General features: G+C 62.7%; 24 protein-coding genes. 14 read left to right on the forward strand and 10 right to left on the reverse strand.

Translation table 11 applies throughout. The annotated features are described in order from the left end of the window. Positions 1-231 precede the first annotated feature (231 nt). Genes N6L27_RS00905 through N6L27_RS00915 form a run of 3 tightly spaced genes read left to right on the forward strand, consistent with a single transcriptional unit; the run spans position 232 to position 1,798 of the window. Positions 232-1,065: a colicin transporter gene (locus N6L27_RS00905; protein WP_271905183.1), complete on the forward strand. Its 834-nt coding sequence runs from the start codon at positions 232-234 to the stop codon at positions 1,063-1,065. Next, positions 1,065-1,463, forward strand: coding sequence for a cell division protein ZapA (locus N6L27_RS00910; protein ID WP_271905185.1), 399 nt, complete (start codon positions 1,065-1,067; stop codon positions 1,461-1,463). The genes N6L27_RS00905 and N6L27_RS00910 overlap by 1 nt, the downstream gene beginning before the upstream one ends. Before the next feature lie 11 nt (positions 1,464-1,474). Beyond that, complete coding sequence (locus N6L27_RS00915; RefSeq protein WP_271905186.1) at positions 1,475-1,798, forward strand: MliC family protein; 324 nt, start codon at positions 1,475-1,477, stop codon at positions 1,796-1,798. Between the two features lie 81 nt (positions 1,799-1,879). On the opposite strand, the gene grxD is transcribed toward N6L27_RS00915, so the two are convergent. The 7 genes from grxD to N6L27_RS00950 form a co-directional block, all read right to left on the reverse strand. Continuing rightward, on the reverse strand, positions 1,880-2,242 hold the full coding sequence (grxD, locus tag N6L27_RS00920; RefSeq protein WP_065267143.1) for a Grx4 family monothiol glutaredoxin: 363 nt from the start codon (positions 2,240-2,242) through the stop codon (positions 1,880-1,882). A 107-nt stretch (positions 2,243-2,349) separates the two neighbouring features. Continuing rightward, a complete protein-coding gene (locus N6L27_RS00925; protein ID WP_271905187.1) occupies positions 2,350-2,583 on the reverse strand; it encodes a hypothetical protein in 234 nt (77 codons plus the stop codon). Between the two features lie 6 nt (positions 2,584-2,589). Continuing rightward, a complete protein-coding gene (locus N6L27_RS00930; protein ID WP_039182851.1) occupies positions 2,590-2,826 on the reverse strand; it encodes a BolA family protein in 237 nt (78 codons plus the stop codon). Positions 2,827-2,891: 65 nt separating this feature from the next. Then, a complete protein-coding gene (locus N6L27_RS00935; protein ID WP_271905189.1) occupies positions 2,892-3,410 on the reverse strand; it encodes a hypothetical protein in 519 nt (172 codons plus the stop codon). A gap of 90 nt (positions 3,411-3,500) precedes the next feature. Beyond that, on the reverse strand, positions 3,501-5,666 hold the full coding sequence (purL, locus tag N6L27_RS00940; protein WP_271905191.1) for a phosphoribosylformylglycinamidine synthase subunit PurL: 2,166 nt from the start codon (positions 5,664-5,666) through the stop codon (positions 3,501-3,503). Between the two features lie 160 nt (positions 5,667-5,826). Then, a complete protein-coding gene (locus tag N6L27_RS00945; RefSeq protein WP_271905192.1) occupies positions 5,827-6,081 on the reverse strand; it encodes a hypothetical protein in 255 nt (84 codons plus the stop codon). A 440-nt stretch (positions 6,082-6,521) separates the two neighbouring features. Beyond that, on the reverse strand, positions 6,522-7,427 hold the full coding sequence (locus N6L27_RS00950) for a LysR family transcriptional regulator (RefSeq protein WP_271905193.1): 906 nt from the start codon (positions 7,425-7,427) through the stop codon (positions 6,522-6,524). A 169-nt stretch (positions 7,428-7,596) separates the two neighbouring features. Here N6L27_RS00950 and N6L27_RS00955 point away from each other — a divergent pair, with 169 nt between their 5' ends. The 11 genes from N6L27_RS00955 to N6L27_RS01005 all read left to right on the forward strand — a co-directional run bounded on the left by N6L27_RS00955 (position 7,597) and on the right by N6L27_RS01005 (position 20,145). After that, positions 7,597-11,016 carry an indolepyruvate ferredoxin oxidoreductase family protein gene (locus N6L27_RS00955; protein WP_271905194.1) on the forward strand — a complete coding sequence of 1,140 codons (3,420 nt, stop codon included), beginning with the start codon at positions 7,597-7,599 and terminating at the stop codon, positions 11,014-11,016. 264 nt (positions 11,017-11,280) lie between these two features. Further along, positions 11,281-11,874 (forward strand): dimethylsulfonioproprionate lyase family protein, encoded by a 594-nt coding sequence (locus N6L27_RS00960; RefSeq protein ID WP_271905195.1) that lies wholly within the window; start codon positions 11,281-11,283, stop codon positions 11,872-11,874. A 119-nt stretch (positions 11,875-11,993) separates the two neighbouring features. Next, positions 11,994-12,872: a lysophospholipid acyltransferase family protein gene (locus tag N6L27_RS00965; protein ID WP_271905196.1), complete on the forward strand. Its 879-nt coding sequence runs from the start codon at positions 11,994-11,996 to the stop codon at positions 12,870-12,872. Positions 12,873-12,881: 9 nt separating this feature from the next. Beyond that, a complete protein-coding gene (gene murI, locus N6L27_RS00970; RefSeq protein ID WP_271905197.1) occupies positions 12,882-13,691 on the forward strand; it encodes a glutamate racemase in 810 nt (269 codons plus the stop codon). Between the two features lie 114 nt (positions 13,692-13,805). Continuing rightward, entirely contained in the window at positions 13,806-14,834 is a 1,029-nt protein-coding gene (gene argC / locus N6L27_RS00975; protein WP_271905198.1) for an N-acetyl-gamma-glutamyl-phosphate reductase, read from the forward strand. Positions 14,835-14,873: 39 nt separating this feature from the next. Continuing rightward, complete coding sequence (ccmE, locus tag N6L27_RS00980; RefSeq protein WP_271905199.1) at positions 14,874-15,317, forward strand: cytochrome c maturation protein CcmE; 444 nt, start codon at positions 14,874-14,876, stop codon at positions 15,315-15,317. Between the two features lie 209 nt (positions 15,318-15,526). Next, positions 15,527-16,138 carry a holin-associated N-acetylmuramidase gene (locus tag N6L27_RS00985; protein WP_271905200.1) on the forward strand — a complete coding sequence of 204 codons (612 nt, stop codon included), beginning with the start codon at positions 15,527-15,529 and terminating at the stop codon, positions 16,136-16,138. Next, positions 16,129-16,704 carry a holin family protein gene (locus tag N6L27_RS00990; RefSeq protein ID WP_271905201.1) on the forward strand — a complete coding sequence of 192 codons (576 nt, stop codon included), beginning with the start codon at positions 16,129-16,131 and terminating at the stop codon, positions 16,702-16,704. Before N6L27_RS00985 ends, N6L27_RS00990 begins: the two co-directional genes overlap by 10 nt. A 110-nt stretch (positions 16,705-16,814) precedes the next feature. Then, entirely contained in the window at positions 16,815-18,779 is a 1,965-nt protein-coding gene (locus N6L27_RS00995) for a heme lyase CcmF/NrfE family subunit (RefSeq protein ID WP_271905202.1), read from the forward strand. A gap of 5 nt (positions 18,780-18,784) precedes the next feature. Next, complete coding sequence (locus tag N6L27_RS01000) at positions 18,785-19,258, forward strand: cytochrome c-type biogenesis protein (RefSeq protein WP_271906227.1); 474 nt, start codon at positions 18,785-18,787, stop codon at positions 19,256-19,258. Positions 19,259-19,368: 110 nt separating this feature from the next. After that, the gene (locus tag N6L27_RS01005) at positions 19,369-20,145 is read left to right on the forward strand and encodes an enoyl-CoA hydratase-related protein (RefSeq protein ID WP_271905204.1); all 777 of its coding nucleotides are present in this window, start codon (positions 19,369-19,371) and stop codon (positions 20,143-20,145) included. Positions 20,146-20,172: 27 nt separating this feature from the next. On the opposite strand, the gene N6L27_RS01010 is transcribed toward N6L27_RS01005, so the two are convergent. From N6L27_RS01010 to gltX, 3 genes are all read right to left on the reverse strand, one after another. Further along, positions 20,173-20,997: a calcium-binding protein gene (locus N6L27_RS01010; protein WP_271905205.1), complete on the reverse strand. Its 825-nt coding sequence runs from the start codon at positions 20,995-20,997 to the stop codon at positions 20,173-20,175. 244 nt (positions 20,998-21,241) lie between these two features. Continuing rightward, positions 21,242-22,537, reverse strand: a complete 1,296-nt coding sequence (locus N6L27_RS01015) for a citrate synthase (RefSeq protein ID WP_260018389.1) — start codon at positions 22,535-22,537, stop codon at positions 21,242-21,244. 128 nt (positions 22,538-22,665) lie between these two features. Continuing rightward, positions 22,666-24,066, reverse strand: a complete 1,401-nt coding sequence (gene gltX / locus N6L27_RS01020; protein ID WP_271905207.1) for a glutamate--tRNA ligase — start codon at positions 24,064-24,066, stop codon at positions 22,666-22,668. Between the last annotated feature and the right edge of the window lie 48 nt (positions 24,067-24,114).

Consider the following 24,114-nt stretch of genomic DNA (forward strand, 5'->3'; position numbering starts at 1 on the left):
TTGGCGTTAACAGGCATTTGCTGCGCTCAATAACAGCGATCAGCCAAAGATCAAGCATGGTTGCGCCTATTGCAGCCAAACTGCGCGAACTAGGCGCGGCAAGTGGTTGAAACGCAAAGGGGGGTGATTTATTCCTGAAAGGGAAGAACTGGCCCAGGCCTGCCGCGCCCGCTCGATTCGGACGGACAGCGGAAGGATAATGGAACGGCCGGGTGCGGGTGAGGGACAGGCATGAACCAGATTGAAGAATTGCAAGGCCGCATTCAGGCCGCGCTGGAGCGCATCAGTGCAGGCTCTGCCGCGCTGCAGGAGGCGAGCGCTGCGGACAGGATCAAGGCTGAGGAAGCCGCCGCCGAGGCTGTTCAGGCCGCTGAGGCCGCCGCAGCCGGGGCCGCCAGCGCCGAGCTTGAGCAGGCATTGGACGAAGAGAAGACTGCCAACGCCCAGCTTGAAGAACGGGTGAAGGTGCTGCACGCCCGGCTGAAGGAAGCGGAGGGCGGAACGTCTGCGGGATCCGCCAGCGATGAAGACGTGGCCGCGATGCAGGCTGAGCTTGAACTCCTGAGAAACGAAGCCGGAGACCCGGCAGAGAAACAAGCGCTGCGGTCTGAGGTTGCCCGCCTGAAGGGCCAGCTGGAAGCGGCAGCCAATACCGCGGCCAGCGAAAAGGAAGCGCTGGAGGATGAACTGACCGAGGCCAAGGCAGCCAATGACGCCCTGCAGGCACAGTTGGAGGCCGCACCAGCCGCAGGCGGAACACAGGCGGATGCCCCGGACTTGGACGCTGAACTGGAACGCCAGAACGAGGCACTGGTGCGGCTGGACACCGAACTGCAGCAGCTGCGGCTGGCAAATGAGGAGCTGCGCGCCTCCAACGCCGCGCTGCGGGAGGCCAACGCGCAAAGCCTCGGCGATGCCGGGTTGATCAACACGGCGATGGAAGCTGAGATCGAGGGGCTGCGCGCTGCGCAGGCCAGTGATCAGGCTCAGGTCAATGCGGTTCTCGCCAAGCTTGAGCCGCTCCTGGTCAACGCCCGGAACCTGCCTGAAGGAGAGGAAGTCTGATGCCCGAAGTGACCATTCATATCGGCGGCCGCGGCTTTGAGGTCTCCTGCCAGGAGGGTGAGGAAAGCTATCTGCACGCTGCCGCCAAGATGCTGGATGACGAGGCGCAGGTGCTGTCTGACCAGATCGGCCGCATGCCCGAGGCGCGGATGCTCTTGATGGCCGGGCTGATGCTAGCCGACAAGACTGCCGCGGTCGAGGACCGGATCAAGGAAGTCGAGGCAGAGCTGGCCGAACGCATGCAGGAGCTGGAAACGCTGAAGGCCGCGCCTGCACCCGAACCGGAGCGGATCGAGGTCGCAGTGGTGCCGCCGCAAGTAAACGAGACCCTGGCCGAACTGGCCGCCCGCACCGAGGCGCTGGCGCTGGAGATCGAAGAACAGGCAGCGGCCACGTGAATTTCAGGTTGATGCTATTAGCGGCCGCCGCCGCGGCTGTTTGCGGGCCGGTGCGGGCGGCTTCAGGCCAGGCCCTTGAAGAAACAGCCTACAGCTGTGACGGCGGCTGGATCGACGCTGTGTATGTCGAAACCGGCAGTCAAAGCTCGGTTGTGCTGCTCGCAGAAGGAAATCTGGTGGTGCTGAAGGCCGGCCCTTCCGGCTCTGGCGTCCGCTACGCGCCAGAGAGCGATACGGACGGTTACATCTGGCACGTGAAAGGAGGGCAGGGTGTTCTTGCCTGGCAGGAAGCGGGCCGCAGCAGCCTTGTACTGAACAATTGTTTCGAACAATAGGCGCTGGCCGGCGCAACCGCAGGAATGAAAAAAGCCTCCCGTCAAAAGACGGGAGGCTTTTTCTGTTACGGACACCTAAGATCAGGCGTTGGCTTCGCGGATCTTATCGGCGGCTTCTTTGTTGAAGGCGATGCCGTTGTCGTCAAACAGGGTGTCCAGTTCCGAGGACAGCGCCATCTCGGTGATGATGTCGCAGCCGCCGACGAACTCGCCCTTGACGTAAAGCTGCGGGATGGTCGGCCAGTCGGAATACTCCTTGATGCCGGACCGGATCTCTTCATCCGCCAGAACATTGACGTCGGTGTAGTCCACACCGATGTAGTTCAGCACAGCCGCAACGCGCGAGGAGAAGCCGCACTGCGGCATTTCCTTGGTGCCTTTCATGTAGAGCACCACGTCATTGGCTTTGACGGTTTCGTCGATGCGGGTCTTTGCGTCGGTCATGTATTCATTTCCTTTCGGCAGCTGCGCCGTTTCCGTTGGCGGTCATATAAGGAATGCCGTTCATTTTGCCAATCCGCCCAAATGGGAACACCGGGGTGCGTGTAGCGCTATTTCCGTTTGTTCTTGGGAACAAAGAAACGGGCATATTCCTGCGGGTCTTTGGGAACTTTCCAAGTTCGGGCCGACCCGCCACCCATGCCGGATTGATAATCAGAGCGCAGGGTGTGGTAGTTCGGGTCATCGTCATCCTCTTCCAGCGGGCGGCGGCGCTGGGATACGAGCGCCACTATGGCGGTCATGATCACAATGCCAATCACCAGGATAGAAGAGAACAGCGACATCCCGGGTTATTCCGGCGCCTTGGTGGTCAGCGCCAACGCGTGCAACTCGCCGTCTGGGCCGTCCATCTTGCCTTTCAGCGCGGCATAGACGGCGCGCTGCTGCTGGACGCGGTTCTTGCCGCGGAAGCTTTCGTCGACGACCATCGCCGACATGTGCACACCGTCGGAGCCGCCGACCTGGATTTCGGCATCCGGGAAGGCATCTCGCAGCAGTTCTTCGATTTCATGGGCTTGCATGGGCATCCGGGGAAGTCCTTTGTCTTGTTTGCCAAAAATGTAGGTGTGCGGCAGGTACTGTGCAAGCAGGTTTAGGCTTGGCCCGGCGCAAAAGGCGCAATGCTTTCGACAAATTCCGGCACCGCTGCCAGCGCCTCCTGCACGGTATCTTCCTCAAAATCCCAGACGGAGGAGGGGTCCACCGGGCAGAGCGCCCGGGCCAGCTCTGCGCAGCGGTCCTGAAAGTCCTGCGGCAAAGGCAGCGCAGCGGCCTCCTGCAGAACCAGCAGCGCCTCATGGACCGGGAGGACAACCCGCAGGGCATAGGTCATATGGCTCAGCAGGTCCGGGTCATCACGCCAGGTTTCGCCATCAAACAGCTCCTGTGTCACCCGCTGGCCGGCACCGGCGCAGGAGTAGGCCACACAGCCGCCAAAGCCGCATTTGGCAAGATCGGTGTGAATGGAGCAGCGAAAGTCCGGGGCGAGGTTGGGGCAGGGGGTGTCTGCCGCCTTCAGCAGGCCGAAATCCTCATGCGCCTCAAACGGATAGGCGAGGCAGCAAAGGCCCGCACAGCGGCTGCAATCCTCTGTCAGCTCTGGAAAGGTCATCGGCATGCCTCCGGGACAAAGAAAAAGGCGGGACGGCTGCGCCATCCCGCCAATGTTCATGTATCAACTGCCGCCCGTTCGGGCCAGCAATCAGGCCACAGCAGCGGCAAAGCTGGAGCGGAAGATGTCCTTCAGCTCTGCCAGCGGCGCCTCGGAGGTGCCGATTTTCACCATGTCGCCGCCGAACTTGCCGACGGTGGTGATGGCAACTCCTGCCTGGCCTGCGGCCAGCATCAGCGCCTCGGCCTGGTCGAAGTTGCAGGCGATCAGGTAACGCGCCTGATCCTCGCCGAACACGGTCTGGGTGTCGCCCGCGTCGATCTGCACGCCGACGCCGGCCTCCTCGGCCATCTCGAACGCCGCCAGCGCCAGGCCGCCATCGCCAAGGTCGGTGCAGGCCTTGATCAGTTCGCGGTTGGCGCGGATGAACTCTCCGTTACGCTTCTCGGCTTCCAGGTCCACCGCCGGGGCGTCGCCGTCCTCGCGGTTGAAGACTTCGGCCAGCAGCGCCGACTGGCCCAGATGGCCGACGGTTTCACCAACCAGCAGGGCGACATGGCCGTCGCGCGCCTCGCCGATGATCGGCTCTTCACCCGCGGCAATCAGGCCCACGGCGCCGATGGTCGGGGTTGGCAGGATGCCCTTGCCGTCGGTTTCATTATATAGCGACACGTTGCCGGAGACGATCGGCATGTCCAGTGCGGCAACCGCCTCGCCGATGCCTTTGATGGCGCCGACGAACTGGCCCATGATCTCCGGCTTTTCGGGGTTGCCGAAGTTCAGGTTGTCGGTGGTCGCCAGCGGCAGGGCGCCCACGGCGGTCAGGTTGCGGTAGGCTTCGGCCACCGCCTGCTTGCCGCCCTCAAACGGGTTCGCCTTGACGTAGCGCGGGGTCACGTCAGAGGTGAACGCCAGCTTCTTGTCGGTGCCATGCACCCGGACAATGCCGGAACCCGCGCCCGGACGGCGCTGGGTGTCGCCCATCACGGTGGTGTCATACTGTTCATAGACCCACTGCTTGCCCGCATAGTTCGGCGAGGACAGCAGCGCCTTGAGGCCGTCGATCGGGTCAATGGTCGGCACATCCGCGTCGGTCAGCGCCTCGGCTGCCGGGGTTTCAACCCACGGGCGGTCGTATTCCGGCGCGGTGGAGGACAGCTTGGACAGCACCAGATCGGCTTTCACTTCGCCGTTGTGCATGATCAGGAAGCGGTCTTCGGCAATGGTCTCGCCGACGATGGCAAAGTCCAGGTCCCACTTTTCGAACACCGCGCGTGCCTCGGCTTCCAGCTCCGGCTTCAGCACCATCAGCATCCGCTCCTGGGATTCCGACAGCATCATCTCGTAGGCGGTCATGTTCTCTTCGCGCTGCGGCACCTTTTCCAGGTCCAGGCGCACGCCCAGTTTGCCCTTGTCGCCCATTTCCACGGCAGAGCAGGTGAGGCCCGCAGCACCCATGTCCTGGATCGAGATCACCGCGCCGGTCTGCATCAGCTCCAGCGTGGCTTCCATCAGGCGCTTTTCGGTGAAGGGGTCGCCGACCTGAACGGTGGGGCGTTTTTCCTCGATGGTGTCGTCGAATTCCGCCGATGCCATAGTGGCGCCGCCAACGCCGTCGCGGCCGGTCTTGGCGCCCAGGTACACAACCGGCATGCCAACGCCGGAGGCGGCGGAGTAGAAGATCGAGTCGGTGCGCGCGAGGCCCGCTGCAAAGGCGTTCACCAGGCAGTTGCCGTTATAGGCAGGGTGGAAGCGAACCTCGCCGCCTGCACAAGGCACACCAAAGCAGTTGCCATAGCCGCCGATGCCCTCAACCACGCCGTTGACCAGCTGGCGGGTCTTGTGATGGGACGGCTCGCCGAAGGACAGCGAATTCATCGAGGCGATGGGGCGTGCACCCATGGTGAACACGTCGCGCAGAATGCCGCCAACCCCGGTTGCCGCGCCCTGGTAGGGTTCGATGTAGGAGGGGTGGTTGTGGCTTTCCATTTTGAAAACAACGGCGTCGCCGTCGCCGATGTCCACGATGCCCGCGTTCTCGCCGGGGCCGCAGATCACCTGCGGGCCGTCGGTCGGCAGGGTGCGCAGCCATTTCTTGGAGGACTTGTAGGAGCAGTGCTCATTCCACATCGCGGAGAAGATCCCCAGCTCGGTGAAGGTCGGCTCCCGCCCGATGATTTCGAGGATCAGATCGTACTCGTCGGGCTTCAGCCCGTGGTTTGCGATCAGTTCAGGCGTGATGGCGGGTTCCTGCATCCGTAAACGTCCCCAATGGCTGCGATTGCGCGCCTTTTAGAGCAAGCTTTGCCATTGGGAAAGAGGGGTTGCGCAAACGGATGAAGGCAACTTGGCCGCAGGGCAGCAAAGGGGCGAATTGGACGGCAGCAGCCCTGGCGCGGCAGCCGAGTTGTCTGGATCATCCGCTGCTCGTCTTCTTGTTCTCCTCGGCTGCCTGATGCTGCGCGGCGGCAGCCGCGGCAGGCCTCCCGGTATCGTTCAACCGGTCCGCATCTTCTGGCCCCGGGATTGCCATCCGGACCTCGCGGCGGGCAAAGCTGATGCCGTTTTCGGCAAACGCCGCCTCCACCCGGTTGCAGGTCTCCTTGCGGATGGTGAACAGGGTGCCTGGCTTGGCCGTGAACTTGCAGCCCATGATCATGCCGGCGTCCAAGAACCATCAAAGAAACGATCAAAATGCGGGCAAAGTGCTGAAATTTGAACGTCGACGAAACCTTCTGCGCCAGGGAAGCAGGAGGGAAACGGGCGAAAACTGGACCAGCAGACCCGGTGAGTTGTAATCAGATCAAAGAAACAGGTTTTCGCCGCAGGATGTTAATCCGCTGCATGCGGCCGCACAGGGCCGATTGGCCAAAAAAAAGGCCGAGCACTAAGCTCGGCCGAAGTCCAACAGGGAGGTATGAAGGGGGGCGAAGCCGCCGCCTCCATACGTTTCATTTAGGGTGATGAGGCCTGCCCTTCAAGGGGAGTTACGCCAAATCAGCGTCAATGCTGCTATGCGATTTTTGCATGGCTGACGCCTGCAGTTTCCAAACAACGGCCCGGCTGACGCAATGCAGCTCTGAACCCAGCATGCCAAACCGGTCCGGGCGGTCAGAGTTTGCCCAGTTCCTTCATATGTTTGCGGTGGGCCATAATTTCGCTTTGCACGAAATCACGGAAGGCACCGACGCGCTGGGAGTGACGCAGTTCTTCCGGGTAGGCCAGGTAAACCGGTACTTCGTTTTGCAACTCTTCGGGCAGAACCTCGACCAGCTGGGGAAATTCCTCGGTCACATAGTCAGGCAGAATGCCAATCCCCAGATTGTGCAGCACGCCCTGAAGCACACCAAAGTAGTTGTTCACTGTCAGCAGCGAGCCGGGGTTCATCGCCATCAGCTTCTTGCCAAGAACCGCAGCGGAGCCCACCTGCGCCGACCGCTGATTCTGGCAGATCAGCCGGTGCTGGGAAATATCCTCGGAAGTTTCCAGGTTACCGTGCTTCTCGAGATAGGAAGGTGTTGCATAGAGCCCCATCCGCACTGTCATCAGCCGCTTGCGCACCAGATCGGCCTGGCTCGGCTCCTTCATGCGGATTGCCACGTCAGCCTCGCGCATGGGAAGGTCCAGCACCCGCTCTTCCAGCATCAGGTCGATCTTGAGGTTGGGGTACTGTTCATACAGCTTGGTCAGGCGCGGCGCCAGCCACAGGGTGCCAAAGCCCACGGTGGTGGTCACCCTTAGCTCGCCGAACACTTCCTCTTCACTGTCACGGATACGGGCAGAAGCCGCTTCCAGCCGTGCCGACATGGATTGCGTCGCGTCAAACAGCAGCTCCCCCTGCTCAGTGAGAATCAGTCCGCGCGCATGACGGTGGAAAAGCGTCGCATTGAGGCTTTCTTCCAGTGCACGGATCTGGCGGCTGACCGCCGATTGCGACAGATTCAGCTTGTCACCCGCATGGGTCAGGCTGCCCGCATCGGCCACCGCGTGAAATATTCTGAGCTTATCCCAATCCATATACGTTACTTTCTGTCCGTTCGGGGCCGACTGTATGAAATCTTAGTTATGTATCAGTTTTCACGGTGCAAGCGAGCAAAAACGAAAAAAATGCGGCTATTCAGGTCAGCAATTATGACCTATTCTTGCGGGCAGAAAGTGCAAGCTAATCCCGGTTGAGGAGGCCACGATGAGCACGCCGAAAATCACGCTGAACGACAAATACGACCTGACCAAATCGCCGGTTCTGCTGAACGGCACCCAGGCGCTGGTGCGCCTGATGCTGATGCAGAAGCACCGCGACAAGGCGGCAGGCCTCAACACCGCCGGGCTGGTCACCGGCTACCGCGGGTCGCCCCTGGGGGCCGTGGACCTGCAGATGTCCCGCGCCGAAAAGCAGCTGAAGGAGGCTGACGTCACCTTTCAGTACGGTCTGAACGAGGATCTGGCTGTCACCGCGCTCTGGGGCGCGCAGCAGGCAGAGGTCCGCGGCGAAGGCAAATACGACGGCGTCTTTGGCCTGTGGTACGGCAAAGGGCCGGGCGTCGACCGCTCCGGCGATGCGATCCGGCATGCCAATATGGCCGGCTCCTCAAAATACGGCGGCGTGCTTCTGGCGATGGGTGACGACCACACCGGCGAAAGCTCCACCGTGCTGCATCAGTCGGAATGGTCGCTCTTGGACTGCTACCTGCCGATCGTCAGCCCGGCGGGCGTTCAGGAGATCCTGGACTATGGCATCTATGGCTATGCGCTTTCCCGCTTCTCGGGCCTCTGGACCGGCCTCAAGACCATGAAGGACACTATTGAGGTCACTTCGGTAGTCGATGCCCGGCCGGAACGGATGGAGATTGTCACTCCTGAGTTCGACATGCCCGCCGACGGGTTGAACATCCGCCTGGATGACGACCGTTTCCGCCAGGAAAACCGCATCATCGACTACAAGCGCTTTGCGGCAGAGGCGTTCAGCCATGCCAACAAGATGGACAAGCGCGTGTGGGGCAAACCCGGTGCCAAGATCGGCCTTGTCGCTGCGGGCAAGAACTGGCTCGACCTGGTGCATGCGCTGAAGCTCTTGAACATCGACGAGAACATGGCCGAGCGCCTCGGCATCACCACCTACAAGGTGGGCCAGACCTGGCCGATGGACATGAAAGGCTTCAACGACTGGGCCGAAGGCCTGGACCTGATTGTCGTGGTCGAGGAAAAGCGCAAGCTGATCGAGATCCAGATCAAGGAAGCGATCTTTGACAACCGCCGCGGCCGCCGGGTTTACGGCTGGTACAAGGGCGGCGCCGGCGGCATGCACCGCGAGGAGCTGTTCCCGACCAAATACGCGCTCGACCCGATCATGATCGCCGAGAAACTGGGCGGCATCCTGATCGAGGAAGGCCGCGAGACCGAAGCGATCAAGGCAGGGCTGGAGGCGCTGGCAGAGGCGCGCCGCGCCGACAACGCCGAGGAAATCGCCACCCGGCTGCCGTACTTCTGTTCCGGCTGCCCGCACAACTCGTCCACCCGCCTGCCGGACGGCTCCCGCGCCTATGCCGGCATCGGCTGCCACTTCATGGTGCAGTGGATGGACCGCGAAACCACCGGCTTCACCCATATGGGCGGCGAGGGAGTGAACTGGGTCGGCGAGGCGCCGTTCTCCACCCGCAAGCATGTGTTCCAGAACCTGGGCGACGGCACCTACAACCACTCCGGCGTGCAGGCGATCCGCGCTGCATTGGCCGAAGGCACCAATATCACTTACAAGATCCTGTATAACGATGCGGTGGCGATGACCGGCGGCCAGCAGGCCGAGGGCGGCCTGACCGCGCAGCAGATCGCGCATGAGCTGAAGGCGATGGGCGTCAAGACCATGGCCGTGGTCTATGACGAGAAGGAAGACGTCGACGCCTCCCTGTTCCCGGCGGGCATGCGGATGCATGAACGCGCCGAGATGATGAAGGTCCAGCGCGAGCTCGAACAGGTCGAGGGCGTCTCCGCCATTATCTACATCCAGACCTGCGCCGCCGAGAAACGCCGCCGCCGCAAGCGCGGCCAGTTCCCGGATCCGGACCAGCGGGTGTTCATCAACAGTGACGTTTGCGAGGGCTGCGGCGACTGCGGCGTGCAATCAAACTGCGTTTCCATCGTGCCCAAGGACACCGAGCTTGGCCGCAAACGCGCTATCGACCAGTCCTCCTGCAACAAGGATTTCTCCTGCCTCAACGGCTTCTGCCCGTCCTTCGTGACCGTCGAAGGCGCCAAGATCCGCAAGGAAGCAACCGCGGGCCTGGACCTGCCGGATCTGCCGAAGCCGGACCTGCCGGCGATCGACGGCACGCATAATGTGGTGATCACCGGCGTTGGCGGCACCGGCGTGGTGACCATCGGCGCGGTGCTGGCGCAGGCAGCGCAGATCGACGGCAAGGGCGCGGGCCTGATGGAGATGGCCGGCCTCGCCCAGAAGGGCGGCGCGGTGCATATCCACTGCCGGATTGCGGAGAAGCCCGAGGATATTTCAGCCATCCGCGTTGCCACCGGCGAGGCGCACGCCCTGATCGGCGGCGACCTGGTGGTGAGTGCCGGCGCCAAAACCCTGGGGCTGACCACCACCGGCAAGACCGGCGCGGTTGTGAACAGCCACGAAATCATCACCGGTGAGTTTACCAAGAACACCGAGTTCAAGGTGCCGTCCGACCGTCTGGAACTGGCCCTGCAGGCGCGTCTGCGCGACCAGCTGGACCTGTTTGATGCCTCCGAGCTGGCCCGCGCCACCATGGGCGACTCGATCTTCTCGAACATGATGGTGTTCGGCGGCGCCTGGCAGAAAGGTCTGATCCCCGTCAGCTTTGAGGCCATCGCGCAGGCGATCGAGATGAACGGCGCCGCGGTGGAGCGCAACAAGCGCGCCTTCGACATCGGCCGCTGGGCCGTGCTGCACCCGGAAGAAGCCGCCAGGCTGATCGCGCCCAAGGTGGTGAATAAGCCCAAGACGCTGGAGGAGAAAATCGCCTTTCGCGCTGATCATCTGGTAGCCTACCAGGGCAAGGGGCTGGCCAAGCGTTACGGCAAGCTGCTGGACGGCATCAGCGATCCCGCGCTGAAAGAAGCGGTGGCAAAGGGCTATCACAAACTGCTGGCCTACAAGGATGAGTACGAGGTCGCCCGCTTGCTGCTCGACAGCCGCGCCAAAGCGGAAGAGGCGTTTGAGGGCGATCTGAAGCTTTCCTACCACCTGGCCCCGCCGATGCTGGGCGGCACCGACCCCAACGGCCGACCGAAAAAGCGCAAGTTCGGCGCCGGCATGGAACGCGGGTTCCGGCTGCTGGCCAAGCTGAAACGCTTGCGCGGCACGCCGCTGGACGTCTTCGGCTACACCGAAGAGCGCAAGATGGAACGCGCGCTGATCAAGCAGTATGAGGCTGACATGAAGGAATGGCTGCCCAAAGCCGCGCCTGAGATTATGGAGCCGCTGGTCGCACTGGCCGAACTTCCGCTGCAGATCCGCGGCTTCGGCCCGGTCAAGATGGCGAACGAGCAGAAGGCCGCCAAACGCCGCGAGGAGCTGCTGGCCGCGCTGCGCCAGGGCGGCGTGCCGCTGAAACAGGCGGCAGAGTAAAGCCGCTGAGTAACACCCGGGGCAGGGCGGGGCACTCCCGCCCGCCTTGACCCTTTCAAAGAAAGGCCCAAACCCGTTGGGCCCGGCGCCGTGCTGACGCGCGGCGCTTGCCGTTCCGCCTTTTGGATCCTGTCCGCTTGATTTTTTTTGCTGCGGCGGTCGCTTTTGGCAAATTTTCCTGCAAATGCAGCGCGCGGCTTTATGCGCCGCCGCTAGGCTCGGCCCGAATTGCATGTTTCTGCTGCACCGGAAAGGAGCCGCCCGATGTCCCTCTCTCAGGCCTTGAAGGCCGCACGTGAACTGCACAGCCAGCTGCCTGCCCTGCGCGAGTTTGCACCCTGGCCCAGTGACTTGCAGCCGACTGCGCTTGCGCCCGCAGCAATGCCCGCGCAAGACCAGGTAGCGGGGTTCAGCCAGCCGGGCACGCCCGTGACCCAGCCGCTGATCAATGCTCTGCGCACCTCGGCATCCCAAGCGCATTGGACCCAGACCTACACCGAGGCCGAGGTCGGCGCGCATTTCCTGCAGAACTACGGCTACTTCGAGCTGTTCGGCCCGACCGGCCATTTCCGATCTACAAATTTGCGCGGCTATATCGCCTATTGGGGCGCCGGGTTGAAATACGATTGGCACAGCCACGAGGCGGAAGAGCTGTATGTGGTGCTCGGCGGCGGCGCGCAGTTCCTGACCGAAGACAGCGAGCGCTGGCTGGGCGCTGGCGAAACGCGCTTGCACGGCGGCTGGCAGCCGCATGCGATGAACACGGGCGCACAGCCGATCCTGACCTATGTCCTGTGGCGCGGGGCCGGGCTGGAGGGCCTGCCTCTTATGGGCAGCAACCGGGAGACCGCGGCCTGACCAATTTGCCGACCTTGCGCGGGAATCGGCAGCACATCGTCACACCTGCGTCACAAGCCTGTTGCATGCAGGGTTGCCGGCCTTATCTGGCTGCAGACACCCTACGGAGATCCGCCCGGATGCAGGCGCAGCACCATACCGCACGTGACATTTCTTATGCCCATTCCGCCTCGACCCGCGCAGGCCGCGCGGTGATCCGGCTGATGGAGAACTCCACCGGCCGGCTGAACCTGATCCGACGCGCTGCCGGTTACGAACAGGAGGTGGCGGCGGGCCGGGACTTCTGGGCCGTGATGGCAGACCGCTACGGACTGACGCTGGATATTGCAGGCGGAACGCTGGCGAATATACCGCGGGACAGGCCGGTGATCCTGATTGCCAACCATCCTTACGGCATCCTCGACGGGCTGATGATGGGGCATATCCTGGCCCAGACCCGCGGCGATTTCCGCATCCTGGCAAACCATGTTTTCCGCAAGGCCCAAGACCTGAACAGGGTGATCCTGCCCGTTGATTTTGCCGAAACCCGGGAGGCGGTGCAGACCAACCTGCAAACCCGCAAGGCGGCGCTCAGCTATCTGGGGCAGGGCGGCGCCATCGGCATCTTTCCGGGCGGCACCGTGTCCACCGCGGCGCGCCCCATGGGTCATCCGATGGACCCGGGCTGGCGCGGCTTCACCGCCCGGATGATCGCCAAGTCCGAGGCCGTGGTGGTGCCGGTGTTCTTTGGAGGCCATACATCGCGCCTGTTCCAGATCGCCAGCCACCTGCATTCCACCCTGCGCATGGGACTGCTGATCCAGGAATTCCGCAAACGCGTCGATACCCCGGTCCGGGTGGTGATCGGCGCGCCCATCGGCCGCGACGTTCTGGCGCCAATGGCCAAAGACACAAAAGCACTTATGGATTTCTTGCGCAAAGCGACGTATGAGCTTTCTCCAGAACCGCTCAAATCCTACGCGTACGGGTTTGAGTTCGAAGAGAAACACCGCGCGTGAGAAGGCGACATGGCTGTAGGCATCTTTGATTCAGGCCTGGGCGGGCTGACCGTCCTGGACGCGGCGCAAAAGCGCCTGCCGGATGTGGATTTCCTTTACTACGGCGACAACGCCCGCGCGCCTTATGGCGTGCGCGATGCCGAGGATGTCTATCAGCTGACCAAAGCCGCTGTTCATGACATGTGGGATAAGGGCTGCGATCTGGTGATCCTCGCCTGCAACACCGCCTCTGCCGCCGCGCTGCGCCGGATGCAGGAGGGCGGGCTGCCCCAGGGCAAACGGGTGCTGGGCGTCTTTGTGCCCCTCATCGAGGCGCTGACCGAACGGCAGTGGGGCGACAACTCGCCCCCGCGCGAGGTCGAGGTGAAGCATGTGGCGCTGTTCGCCACGCCGGCCACTGTTGCCAGCCGTGCCTTCCAGCGGGAGCTGGCCTTCCGCGCCATTGGTGTCGATGTCGAGGCGCAGGCCTGCGGCGGCGTTGTCGACGCGATCGAGGACGGCGATATGATCCTGGCCGAAGCGCTGGTGCGCTCCCACGTCGATGCGCTGAAACGCAAGATGCCGCACCCGCAGGCCGCGATCCTTGGCTGCACCCATTATCCGCTGATGGAGCAAACCTTTCAGGAGGCGCTGGGACCGGAGGTCAAGGTATTCAGCCAGGGCAGCCTGGTGGCTGACAGCCTGTCGGACTATCTGACCCGCCACCCGGACATGTACGGCAGTGGCGCGGGCGGGTTCTATACCACCGGCAATCCGGGCCGTGTCAGCGACCGCGCGACCCAGTTTCTCCGACGGGAAATCACCTTTCAGGCGGCCTGAGCGCAAACGTCCCGGAACCTTGTTCCAAGTCAAAGTGCTGAGGCGCAGTATTTCCTATCTCTCTCCGCAGATGGCTGCGGAACCGGCATATCACATTGAAAGACGAGGTCTGACATGACCCATAAAGTGGCTATCCTTGGCGCTTCCGGCTACACCGGCGCCGAACTGGTGCGGCTGATTGCCCAGCACCCGAATATCGAGATCGCGGCGCTGTCCGCCGACCGCAAGGCCGGCATGACCATGGCCGAAGTGTTTCCGCACCTGCGCCATATGGAGCTGCCGGTGCTGTGCAAGATCGATGAGATCGACTTTGCGGGTATCGACCTCTGCTTCTGCGCGCTACCGCACAAGACCAGCCAGGAAGTGATCAAAGCCCTGCCGAAAGACCTCAAGATCGTTGACCTGTCGGCAGACTTCCGGCTGCGCGACCCGGCGGAATACGAGAAGTGGTACGGCAACCCCCATGCCGCGCTGGCGCAACAGGAAGAGGCGGTCTATGGCCTCACCGAATTCTACCGGGATGAGATCAAATCCGCGCGGCTGGTGGCCGGGACGGGTTGCAACGCTGCCACCGGCCAGTTCGCCCTGCGGCCGCTGATCGCGGCGGGCGTCATCGACCTGGACGACATCATCCTGGACCTGAAATGCGCCGTCTCTGGCGCCGGCCGGTCGCTCAAGGAAAACCTGCTGCACGCAGAGCTGAGCGAGGGCTACAACGCCTATGCCATCGGCGGCACCCACCGGCACCTGGGCGAGTTCGACCAGGAGTTCAGCAAGATCGCGGGCCGCCCGGTCAAGGTGCAGTTTACCCCGCATCTGCTGCCGGTAAACCGCGGCATTCTGGCGACCGTCTATATCAAGGGCGACGCCAAGGCGATCCATGACACCTTTGCCAAGGCTTACGCCGATGAGCCCTTCATCGAACTTTTGCCCTTTGGCGAGGCGCCTAGCACCCACCACGTGCGCGGCTCCAACTTCTGCCATATCGGCGTGGCACAGGACCGGATCGAAGGCCGCGCCATTGTCATCGCAGCACTGGACAACCTGACAAAAGGAAGCAGCGGCCAGGCCTTGCAGAACGCCAACCTGATGTTAGGTGAGAACGAGACCGAAGGCCTGATGATGGCGCCGCTGTTCCCCTGATCCAGGGCGGCGCTGAATTGGGCTTGAATTGAGGACACCATGAAGAACCTGAAGAAACAGCGCCGTATCCAGGTCATCGCCGTTGCCGCGGTGGCCCTGATCGTTGCCACCGCCTTGATTGGCACGGCCATGAAAGACGGGATCAACTATTTCCGTTCGCCCAGCCAGGTGGCGGAGGAGCCGCCGAAACCCTCCGAGGTGTTCCGCATCGGCGGGCTGGTGGCCGAAGGCTCGCTGCAGCGCGGCCAGGGCGAGACCGTGCGTTTTGCCGTCACCGACGGCGGCGCCACGGTGCAGGTGGCCTATACCGGCGTTCTGCCTGATCTTTTCGAGGAGAACCAGGGCATGGTCGGCACCGGAAGCTACGTCAACGGTGTCTTTGAAGCCACTGAAATCCTGGCGAAACACGACGAAACCTATATGCCCAAGGAAGTCATGGATGCGCTGAAGGAACAAGGGGTCTATCAGGAACCGGAATCCTGATCACCAACCTGATCTCCGGGTCTGGAACAGAGCCCTCCCGCCGCAAAGACGCCTCCCTTCCGGGAGGCGTTTTGCGTTGGGCCCGGCGCCGCGCGATGCGCGGCGCACCAGCGCCCCGCAGGGGTGTTGCGTACCCTGCGTACGGTGGTGTCAGGGGATCTTAGGCCCTGTGCGGCAGTATGACCCGAACCGGAAAGTGGTGAGGTGACATGCTGACAGTGACTGAGATTGCGGAACAGATCGTGGCGCGCGAAGGCGGCTTTGTGAATGACCCGGCTGATCCGGGCGGCGCCACCAAATACGGGGTGACCATCGGCACGATGCGGCGGCTGGGGTTCGACCTGACCGGCGACGGACGCGTTGGCATCGCGGATGTGCGGGCGCTCAGCCGGGCGCAGGCGGTGGAGATTTTCATCCGCCATTATTACGAGGCGCCCCGCATCGCCAGCCTGCCACCCAGCCTGCAGGCGACGGTCTTCGACATGTATGTGAATGCAGGCAACAACGCGGTGCGCATCCTGCAGCGCCTGCTGCGGGAAATGGGATTTGACGTTGCCGTGGATGGCGTCATCGGCCCCCAAACCGCATCCGCCGCAGAGCAGGCGGCTCTGGTCGACGCGGACGCCCTTCGCGACGCCTACGGGATTGCCCGGCGCAATTACTATTTCCGCCTCGCCGACCGCCGTGCGGCCAGCCGCAAATACGCCCGTGCCCGGGATGGCACCAAGGGCGGTTGGATCAAACGGGCGGAGGAATTCATCTCTGCCCAGTACCACCTGAGCCGCCAGGCCTTTCAGAGGAGGACTGCAGAATGGGGCTGATCACGGATGTTCTGGGTTTGATTTTCGGCAACCGGCGCAATGTCTTGCGCGAAACCGTTGAGGTATTCCGCGAAAATGCCGAGGCGGGTGCCGCGCGGGCGCATGACATGCAAGGCGCTGCGCTGAGCCAACTGGCAGCCGAATTCCAGTATGGCGGCAAAAGCCGGTTCGACCGCTTCATGGACGGGGTGAACAGGCTGCCCCGGCCCTTGCTGGCACTGGGGACACTGGCTCTGATGGGGGCCGCACTGTCAGATCCAGTCTGGTTTGCTGCAAGAATGCAAGGGCTGGCCCTGGTTCCGGAACCCTTGTGGTGGCTTCTGGGAGTTATCGTCTCCTTCTATTTTGGCGCCCGCCATCAGGTCAAAAGCCAGGACTTTCAGAAGGGACTTGCTGCCAGCATGGCACGAACGCCGCAGGTCGCCCGGAATGTCGCGGCGCTGGAGGCTTTGAGGGCAGACTCACCGGCTGCCGCTGCAACCGGCACTGACGCCGCCGCGCGCCTGGATGCAACGGAAACGGAGACCAACCCGGCCTTGCGGGCCTGGAGAGCCCGCCGCGGCTGATCACAATTTGCCCTCTGCGGCGGCGTGGCGCGGCGTTTGCCATTGGCCCTGCCGGCATACAGGCGTATAGGAAACCCATCCCTGAAGACCATGCATGGACAGACCGGCACATGATCACAGAACTCGGACATTTCGCCCTAATTCTCGCCTTCATGATTGCCATCGTGCAGGCCGTTATCCCCTTGATCGGCGCCCACAAACGCTGGCCCGGCTGGATGGCCGTGGCCGAACCGGCGGCGCAGGCGCAGTTCCTGTTCACAGCCTTTGCCTTTGGCGCACTTATGTGGGCCTTCATCACCTCCGACTTCTCGCTGAAGCTGGTGACGCTCAACAGCCATTCGGCCAAGCCGATGCTGTACAAGATCTCCGGCACCTGGGGCAACCACGAGGGCTCGATGCTGCTGTGGGTGCTGATCGTCAGCCTGTTCGGCGCCATGGCATCGGTCTTTGGCGGCGGGCTGCCGCCCACGCTCAAGGCCCGCGTGCTGGCAGTGCAGGCGGCCATAGGCGTCGCCTTCTTTGCGTTCATCCTGTTCACCTCCAACCCGTTCCTGCGGCTGACGGTGCCGCCGTTTGACGGGCAGGACCTGAACCCGCTGCTGCAGGACCCGGGGCTGGCCTTCCACCCTCCGTTCCTCTACCTCGGCTATGTGGGCCTCTCGATGGCGTTTTCCTTTGCCGTTGCGGCCCTGATCGAAGGCCGCATCGACGCCGCCTGGGGCCGCTGGGTGCGGCCCTGGACGCTGGCGGCCTGGGTGTTCCTGACCATCGGCATCGCGCTGGGGTCCTGGTGGGCCTATTACGAACTGGGCTGGGGCGGTTTCTGGTTCTGGGACCCGGTTGAAAACGCCTCCTTCATGCCCTGGCTGCTGGCCGCCGCTCTGCTGCACTCCGCCATCGTGGTGGAAAAGCGCGAGGCGCTGAAAAGCTGGACCATCCTGCTGGCGATCCTGGCGTTCGGCTTCTCGCTGATCGGCACTTTCATCGTGCGGTCCGGCATCATCACAAGCGTGCACGCCTTTGCCAACGACCCGGAACGCGGCGTGTTCATCCTGTTCATCCTGGCGTTTTTCACCGGCGGCGCGCTGACGCTGTTTGCCGCCCGCGCCCAGGCAATGGAAGCCAAGGGCCTGTTTGGCATGGTCAGCCGCGAAACCGCGCTGGTGGCCAATAACATCCTGCTGGCGGTCAGCTGCTTTGTGGTGTTCTTCGGCACCGTCTGGCCGATCGTCGCGGAGATGGTCTTTGCCCGCAAGCTGAGCGTCGGCCCGCCGTTCTTCAACTCTGCCTTCACGCCGTTCATGGTGGTCCTCGGGCTGATCATGCCGATCGGGGCCATGCTGCCTTGGAAGCGCGGGCGGATAGGTAAGGTGGCCTGGCAGCTGCGCTATGTGTTCGGGCTGGCAGTGTCGCTGGGCGTCTTGGCCTGGGCGATGCAGACCGGGCGTTCCGCGCTGGGTCCGGTGGGGCTGTTCCTTGGCTCCTGGATGGTGTTTGGCGCGTTGGCCGACCTGTGGCTGCGCAGCGGCAAGACGAACCGCCTTGGCCGCATGCTGCGGCTGCCGCGGGCGGACTGGGGCAAGGCCGTGGCCCATGGCGGTCTCGGCATCACCATCTTTGCCATCGCGGGCCTGACCGCCTGGGAGCAGGAGGACATCCGCGTAGCCAAGCTGGGTGAGCCGTTTGAAGTTGGCGCCTTCACCTTGACGCTCACAGACGTGAGCCGCGAGCAGGGACCGAACTATTTCACCACCAAGGGCCGCGTCGAAGTCACCCGCAATGGCCGTCCTGAGGCGGTGATGTTCCCGGAGAAGCGCGACTACCCGGTTGCCAAGATGCCCACCACCGAGGCAGCGATTGATTACCGCGTGACCCGTGACCTCTATGTGGTGCTGGGCGACCAGCAGGCGGACGGCAGCTGGACCATGCGGACCTATATCAAGCCCTTTGCCAACTGGATCTGGGCGGGCTGCATCCTGATGTCGCTTGGCGGGCTCCTCAGCCTCAGCGACCGGCGTTTCCGCGTTGCTGCGGGCGCGCGTAAGACACCTTCGGCGGGAGTGCCAGCGGAATGAAACAGATGCGTTTTCTGATCCTTGTGCTGGCAGCGCTGATGGCTGTAGCAGTCTTCGTTACGGCACCGGTGCTGGCGGTGGAGCCGGATGAGGTGCTGGAGGACCCGGCGCTGGAGGCCCGCGCCCGCGACCTGTCCGAGGATCTGCGCTGCCTGGTCTGCCGCAATGAGAGCATTGACGAATCCAACGCCGACCTGGCCCGCGACCTGCGCGTCCTGCTGCGCGAGCGGCTGGTGGCCGGGGACAGCGACCGCGAAGCAATTGATTTCATCGTCGACCGCTATGGCGAGTATGTGCTGCTGAAACCCACGGCATATGGGGCCAACCTGCTGCTTTGGGCCGCAGGCCCCCTGATGCTGCTGGCGGCGCTGGTGATCGGGGTATTCTATGTCCGCGGCCGGGCGCGCGCGCCCAAGGCGGCGGAGCAATCCCTGAACGCGGAGGAGCAGGAACGGCTCAGGAAAATCCTGGAGGATTGACGCCGGGTCTGTCTTTCCGGCCCGCGCGCTTTGCGTCACGATGCCTGCCAACCGGCTGCGCGTGCGGACTGATCGCGCGGCCCATGGCTGATTTTAGGTAGGGCACTTCGATGGAATACAAGGAAATCCTGTTTTCTCTGCAGGACGGGCTGGCGGTCATCACACTGAACCGGGAGGCGCGCAAAAACGCGCTGACCAGCCGGATGCGGTCCGAGATCACCCACGCGATGCGGCTGGCCGCGGCTGAGGCGCGGGCGGTGGTGCTGACAGGCGCTGGCGATGCGTTCTGCTCTGGCCAGGACCTGAGCGATGCAGGCAGCCAGGGCAAGCTGGATCTGGAGCGCACGCTGCGTGATGAATACCTGCCGATGCTGCAGGCGATTTATGACTGTCCGGTGCCGGTGATTGCCGCAGTCAATGGCGCCGCAGCCGGGGCAGGGGCCAACCTGGCACTGGCGGCGGATGTGGTCATCGCCTGCGAAAGCGCGTTCTTCATGCAGGCGTTCACCAGGATCGGGCTGATCCCGGATGCCGGCGGCACCTGGTTCCTGCCGCGCCAGATCGGCCTGGCCAAAGCAACGGGGGCTGCGCTGTTCGCCGACCGCATCAGCGCGCAGCAAGCCAGCGAGTGGGGCATGATCTGGGAGGCGGTGCCGGACACGGAGTTCGACGCCCACTGGCGCGCGCGTGCGGCCTATCTGGCCGAAGGCCCGACCAAGGCGCTGGCGGCAACCAAGGCTGCCCTTCGCGACAGTTACACCCGCACCCTGGCAGAGCAGCTGTCGGAAGAGGCGCATCTGCAGGGCCAGTGCGGCAAAACCCGTGATTTCCTGGAAGGGGTCACCGCCTTCATGGAAAAGCGCCCCGCGAAATTCGAGGGGCGCTGAGAGCCGGAAAGGGAAAGCCAGGCCGCTTTAGAAGAACAGGCGGCCGTTTTCTCCTTGGTCGATAACCGACAGATTACCCAGTGTAAAACTACCGCCTGCGCCTGACAGGCGGGCGACGAGAACACCGTCAGCGAAAACCAGAGCTGAGCCTTGGCCTTCACCGGTTCCGTCATCGTCACGCGTGACCGAGAATTCGGGAAGCGGTCCCTGGCCGTCATGCGAATACACCAGGACGTCTTCACTTGTATTGAAATCCGTCACAGTGACCTCATCATCGTCAGCATCGATCCAGTCACCGACAATTTGGGTATCCTCGCCCTCGCCGAGGGACACAATGTCCCCATCGCCGGAAATGACTGTGTCATCCCCATAGCCCGCGTAAATTCTATCTGGGTCTGAATCGGTGTCTGTGCTCCAGTCCGGTTCCAGCAGAATGGAATCGTCAGGGTCATCGAGAGCAATGTAGTCCCGTGCAGCTTGTACTGCCTGATCAGAGCCAACAGCACTGGTCGAGACAATCAAGTCGCCCCCCAGGTCCCCATAGATGGTGTCACTGCCGGTGCCGTCAATGATCAGGTCGGGGTCCGAACCGCCGCGCAGGAAGTCATTGCCTTCGCCGCCTACCAGCAGGTCTTCACCATCCTGGCCGAACAGGCGGTCGTCGCCGCCGCTTCCGTCTACGATATCGTTGCCGTCCCCGGCGAAAACCGTGTCGTTGCCTTCGGCACCGGCAAGGTCATCATCTTCTTCTGTGCCGGTGATCTTCTCGCCTGTGACATCGTCATCATCGTCCAGCGCAAGGGCGATGCCGCCAACGGTCAGGCCGATACCCAGCAGAATCAATAGTTCCATGTCTTCTATCCCCCAACTGCCTGCCGGAGCGCACTCCGCAATACGCGCAGAAGTGTACCGTCAGCAGTAAGTAAACTTTTCAGTTCAGTAGTGGGTTGTGCAGGGCCAGTCAAATTCTCTTAAATATTGAACTGTTTGCGGAAACAATCCTGGAGAAACCGGGGGATTGTCAGCGGCTTGGCAGTGCCCGGAAAAAGAAAACGCCCCGCAGTTTGCGGGGCGTTTGGATGATTTGAACCGGCGTTTAGCGCTGTTCGATGTCGACGTAGTCGCGCATGGTTTCGCCGAGGTACAGCTGGCGCGGGCGGCCGATCTTGTTCTGCGGATCGGCGATCATTTCCTTCCACTGCGAGATCCAGCCAACGGTGCGCGACAGCGCAAAGATCGGCGTGAACATGGAGGTCGGGAAGCCCATCGCCTCCAGGATGATGCCGGAGTAGAAGTCGACGTTCGGGAACAGCTTCTTCTCGATGAAGTAGGGATCGTTGAGCGCGGTCTGCTCCAGTTCCTTTGCGACCTGCAGCAGCGGGTTGTCGTCAACACCCAAGAGCTCCAGAACCTCGTCCGCGGACTGTTTGAGCACGGTCGCGCGCGGGTCGGTGTTCTTGTAGACGCGGTGGCCAAAGCCCATCAGGCGGAACGGGTCGTTCTTGTCCTTGGCGCGTTCAATGAACTCAGGAATGCGGTCGACGGTGCCGATTTCCTTGAGCATCTCCAGGCAGGCCTGGTTGGCGCCGCCGTGGGCCGGGCCCCAAAGGCAGGCGATGCCGGCCGCGATGCAGGCAAAGGGGTTCGCGCCGGAAGAGGATGCCAGACGCACGGTCGAGGTAGAGGCGTTCTGCTCGTGATCCGCGTGCAGCGTCAGGATACGGTCCATCGCCCGGCTGAGGATCGGGTTCACATGGTATTCCTCGGCCGGAACCGAGAAGCACATGTGCAGGAAGTTGGCCGCGTAATCCAGATCGTTCTTGGGATACACAAACGGCTGGCCGATCGAATACTTATAGGCCATCGCGGCAATGGTCGGCAGCTTGGCGATCAGGCGGACGGCGGCAACTTCGCGCTGCCACGGGTCGGTCACGTCCAGCGAGTCGTGGTAGAAGGCCGACATCGCACCGACAACACCCACCAGGGTAGCCATCGGGTGCGCGTCGCGGCGGAACCCGCGGAAGAAGTTGTGCATCTGCTCATGCACCATGGTGTGACGGGTCACACGGGTCTCGAAGTCCTCCAGCTGGGCTGCGGTCGGCAGTTCGCCGTAAAGCAGCAGGTAGCAGACCTCGAGGTAATGCGACTTGGACGCCAGCTGGTCGATCGGGTAACCGCGATGCAGCAGTTCGCCCTTGTCGCCGTCGATATAGGTGATGGTGCTGTCGCAGCTGGCGGTGGAGGTGAAGCCCGGGTCGTAGGTAAACACACCTGCCTGCGCATAGAGCTTGCGGATGTCGACAACATCGGGCCCGGCCGTCGGCGAGAAAATGGGCAGCTCGTAATTTTCGCCATTCAGCGTGAGCGTGGCAGATTTCTGTGTCTCGGTCATAGATGTCCCTTCCTGTTGCAGGCACGAAAGCTGCCCCGTCCGGGCGTCTTCATGCGGGGCAGCGCCTGCGCGGTTTCGCGCAGGGGTTGTCGTATCAAAACAGGCTTTACCGGGTGTTAAGACCGCAGTCAGCCTGTCGCGTCCTTGAGCCGGGCGAGGGTTTCCTCGCGGCCCAGAATCAGCATCATGTCGAACACCGAAGGCGTTACCGCCCGGCCTGCCAGCACCGCCCGCAAGGGGCCGGCCAGCTTGCCGAACTTGGTATCATGTGCTTCTGCAAATGCGTTCAGAAGCGCCTCCAGATCGTCACGGACCCAGCTAGCATTTTGCAGCTGCGGCGTCAATTCACCCAGTATACCATCGGATACAGAAGTGAGCGCTTTTTCTGCCTTCGCATCCCGTTCAAGAGGCCGTGAGGCAAGGATAAAATGCGCTTTTTCAAGCAGTTCCGGAAAAGTGCGCGCCCGGTCCTTGAGGCAATACATCGCACGCTCCAGCCCTTGTGACTGCGCGTCAGTGAGGGCGGGTTCCCCGGCTGCCGCCAGATAAGCGCAAATTTCCTGCCGCAGCGCGGCATCATCGCTAACGGCAATGTGCTGGCCGCAGAGATTCTCCAGCTTCTTGGTGTCGAACCGGGCAGGGCTTTTGCCGATGCCTGCGAGATTAAACCATTCTTTGGCCTGCGCGTCCGTAAAAAACTCGTCATCGCCGTGTGACCAGCCAAGACGGGCCAGGTAGTTGCGCATGCCGGCCGCCGGATAACCCATCGCCTGGTATTCCTGCGCACCGAGCGCGCCGTGGCGTTTGGACAGCTTCTTGCCGTCAGCGCCATGGATCAACGGGATATGGGCCCAGACCGGCACGTCCCAGCCCATCGCCTGATAGATCATCATCTGGCGGGCGGCGTTGTTCAGGTGGTCATCGCCACGGATCACATGGGTCACGCCCATGTCGTGGTCGTCGACCACCACCGCCAGCATATAGACCGGGGTGCCGTCCGAGCGCAGCAGGATCATGTCGTCGAGCTGGTCGTTGCGGATGGTGACGTCGCCTTGCACCTCGTCTTTAATGACAGTTACGCCGTCCTGCGGTGCCTTGATGCGGATAACATAAGGCGCATCCGGGTGGCTCGCCTCCGCCGCGTCGCGCCAGGGCGAGCGGTAGAGGGTCGACTTGCCTTCTGCCTTGGCCTGGTCGCGGAAAGCGGCGATTTCTTCCTGCGTGGCGAAGCATTTGTAGGCTTTGCCTTCAGCCAGCAACTGCTCGGCAACTTCTGCGTGGCGGTCCGCGCGTTCGAACTGGCTGATCACTTCGCCGTCATGATCCAGACCCAGCCATTCCATGCCTTGCAGGATGGCGGCGGTGGCCTCCGGTGTGGAGCGTTCACGGTCGGTATCCTCGATCCGCAGCAGGAACTTGCCGCCGCGGCCGCGGGCATAGAGCCAGTTGAACAGCGCTGTGCGGGCGCCGCCGATGTGCAGGTAGCCGGTGGGAGAAGGCGCGAAACGGGTGACAACCGGTTGGGTCATGTGCAGGATTTACCTTTTGGAAACCATGTGAGGCGTAGAGTTTCCGCC

The sequence above is a fragment of the Leisingera sp. SS27 genome, assembly GCF_028368855.1.
Classification (GTDB): Bacteria; Pseudomonadota; Alphaproteobacteria; order Rhodobacterales; family Rhodobacteraceae; genus Leisingera.

Coding starts and splice junctions, on each gene's coding strand:
- N6L27_RS00930 (WP_039182851.1), bottom strand. CDS start 2,826: ATGCCCATGCAAGCCCATGAAATCGAAGAACTGCTGCGAGATGCCTTC.
- N6L27_RS01010 (WP_271905205.1), bottom strand. CDS start 20,997: ATGGAACTATTGATTCTGCTGGGTATCGGCCTGACCGTTGGCGGCATC.
- N6L27_RS00960 (WP_271905195.1), top strand. CDS start 11,281: ATGTCCCTCTCTCAGGCCTTGAAGGCCGCACGTGAACTGCACAGCCAG.
- N6L27_RS01000 (WP_271906227.1), top strand. CDS start 18,785: ATGCGTTTTCTGATCCTTGTGCTGGCAGCGCTGATGGCTGTAGCAGTC.
- N6L27_RS00935 (WP_271905189.1), bottom strand. CDS start 3,410: ATGACCTTTCCAGAGCTGACAGAGGATTGCAGCCGCTGTGCGGGCCTT.
- N6L27_RS01015 (WP_260018389.1), bottom strand. CDS start 22,537: ATGACCGAGACACAGAAATCTGCCACGCTCACGCTGAATGGCGAAAAT.
- N6L27_RS00925 (WP_271905187.1), bottom strand. CDS start 2,583: ATGTCGCTGTTCTCTTCTATCCTGGTGATTGGCATTGTGATCATGACC.
- N6L27_RS00915 (WP_271905186.1), top strand. CDS start 1,475: ATGCTATTAGCGGCCGCCGCCGCGGCTGTTTGCGGGCCGGTGCGGGCG.
- N6L27_RS00965 (WP_271905196.1), top strand. CDS start 11,994: ATGCAGGCGCAGCACCATACCGCACGTGACATTTCTTATGCCCATTCC.
- ccmE (WP_271905199.1), top strand. CDS start 14,874: ATGAAGAACCTGAAGAAACAGCGCCGTATCCAGGTCATCGCCGTTGCC.
- gltX (WP_271905207.1), bottom strand. CDS start 24,066: ATGACCCAACCGGTTGTCACCCGTTTCGCGCCTTCTCCCACCGGCTAC.
- N6L27_RS00955 (WP_271905194.1), top strand. CDS start 7,597: ATGAGCACGCCGAAAATCACGCTGAACGACAAATACGACCTGACCAAA.
- purL (WP_271905191.1), bottom strand. CDS start 5,666: ATGCAGGAACCCGCCATCACGCCTGAACTGATCGCAAACCACGGGCTG.
- N6L27_RS00985 (WP_271905200.1), top strand. CDS start 15,527: ATGCTGACAGTGACTGAGATTGCGGAACAGATCGTGGCGCGCGAAGGC.
- argC (WP_271905198.1), top strand. CDS start 13,806: ATGACCCATAAAGTGGCTATCCTTGGCGCTTCCGGCTACACCGGCGCC.
- N6L27_RS00950 (WP_271905193.1), bottom strand. CDS start 7,427: ATGGATTGGGATAAGCTCAGAATATTTCACGCGGTGGCCGATGCGGGC.
- grxD (WP_065267143.1), bottom strand. CDS start 2,242: ATGACCGACGCAAAGACCCGCATCGACGAAACCGTCAAAGCCAATGAC.
- N6L27_RS00995 (WP_271905202.1), top strand. CDS start 16,815: ATGATCACAGAACTCGGACATTTCGCCCTAATTCTCGCCTTCATGATT.
- N6L27_RS01005 (WP_271905204.1), top strand. CDS start 19,369: ATGGAATACAAGGAAATCCTGTTTTCTCTGCAGGACGGGCTGGCGGTC.
- N6L27_RS00990 (WP_271905201.1), top strand. CDS start 16,129: ATGGGGCTGATCACGGATGTTCTGGGTTTGATTTTCGGCAACCGGCGC.
- murI (WP_271905197.1), top strand. CDS start 12,882: ATGGCTGTAGGCATCTTTGATTCAGGCCTGGGCGGGCTGACCGTCCTG.
- N6L27_RS00905 (WP_271905183.1), top strand. CDS start 232: ATGAACCAGATTGAAGAATTGCAAGGCCGCATTCAGGCCGCGCTGGAG.
- N6L27_RS00910 (WP_271905185.1), top strand. CDS start 1,065: ATGCCCGAAGTGACCATTCATATCGGCGGCCGCGGCTTTGAGGTCTCC.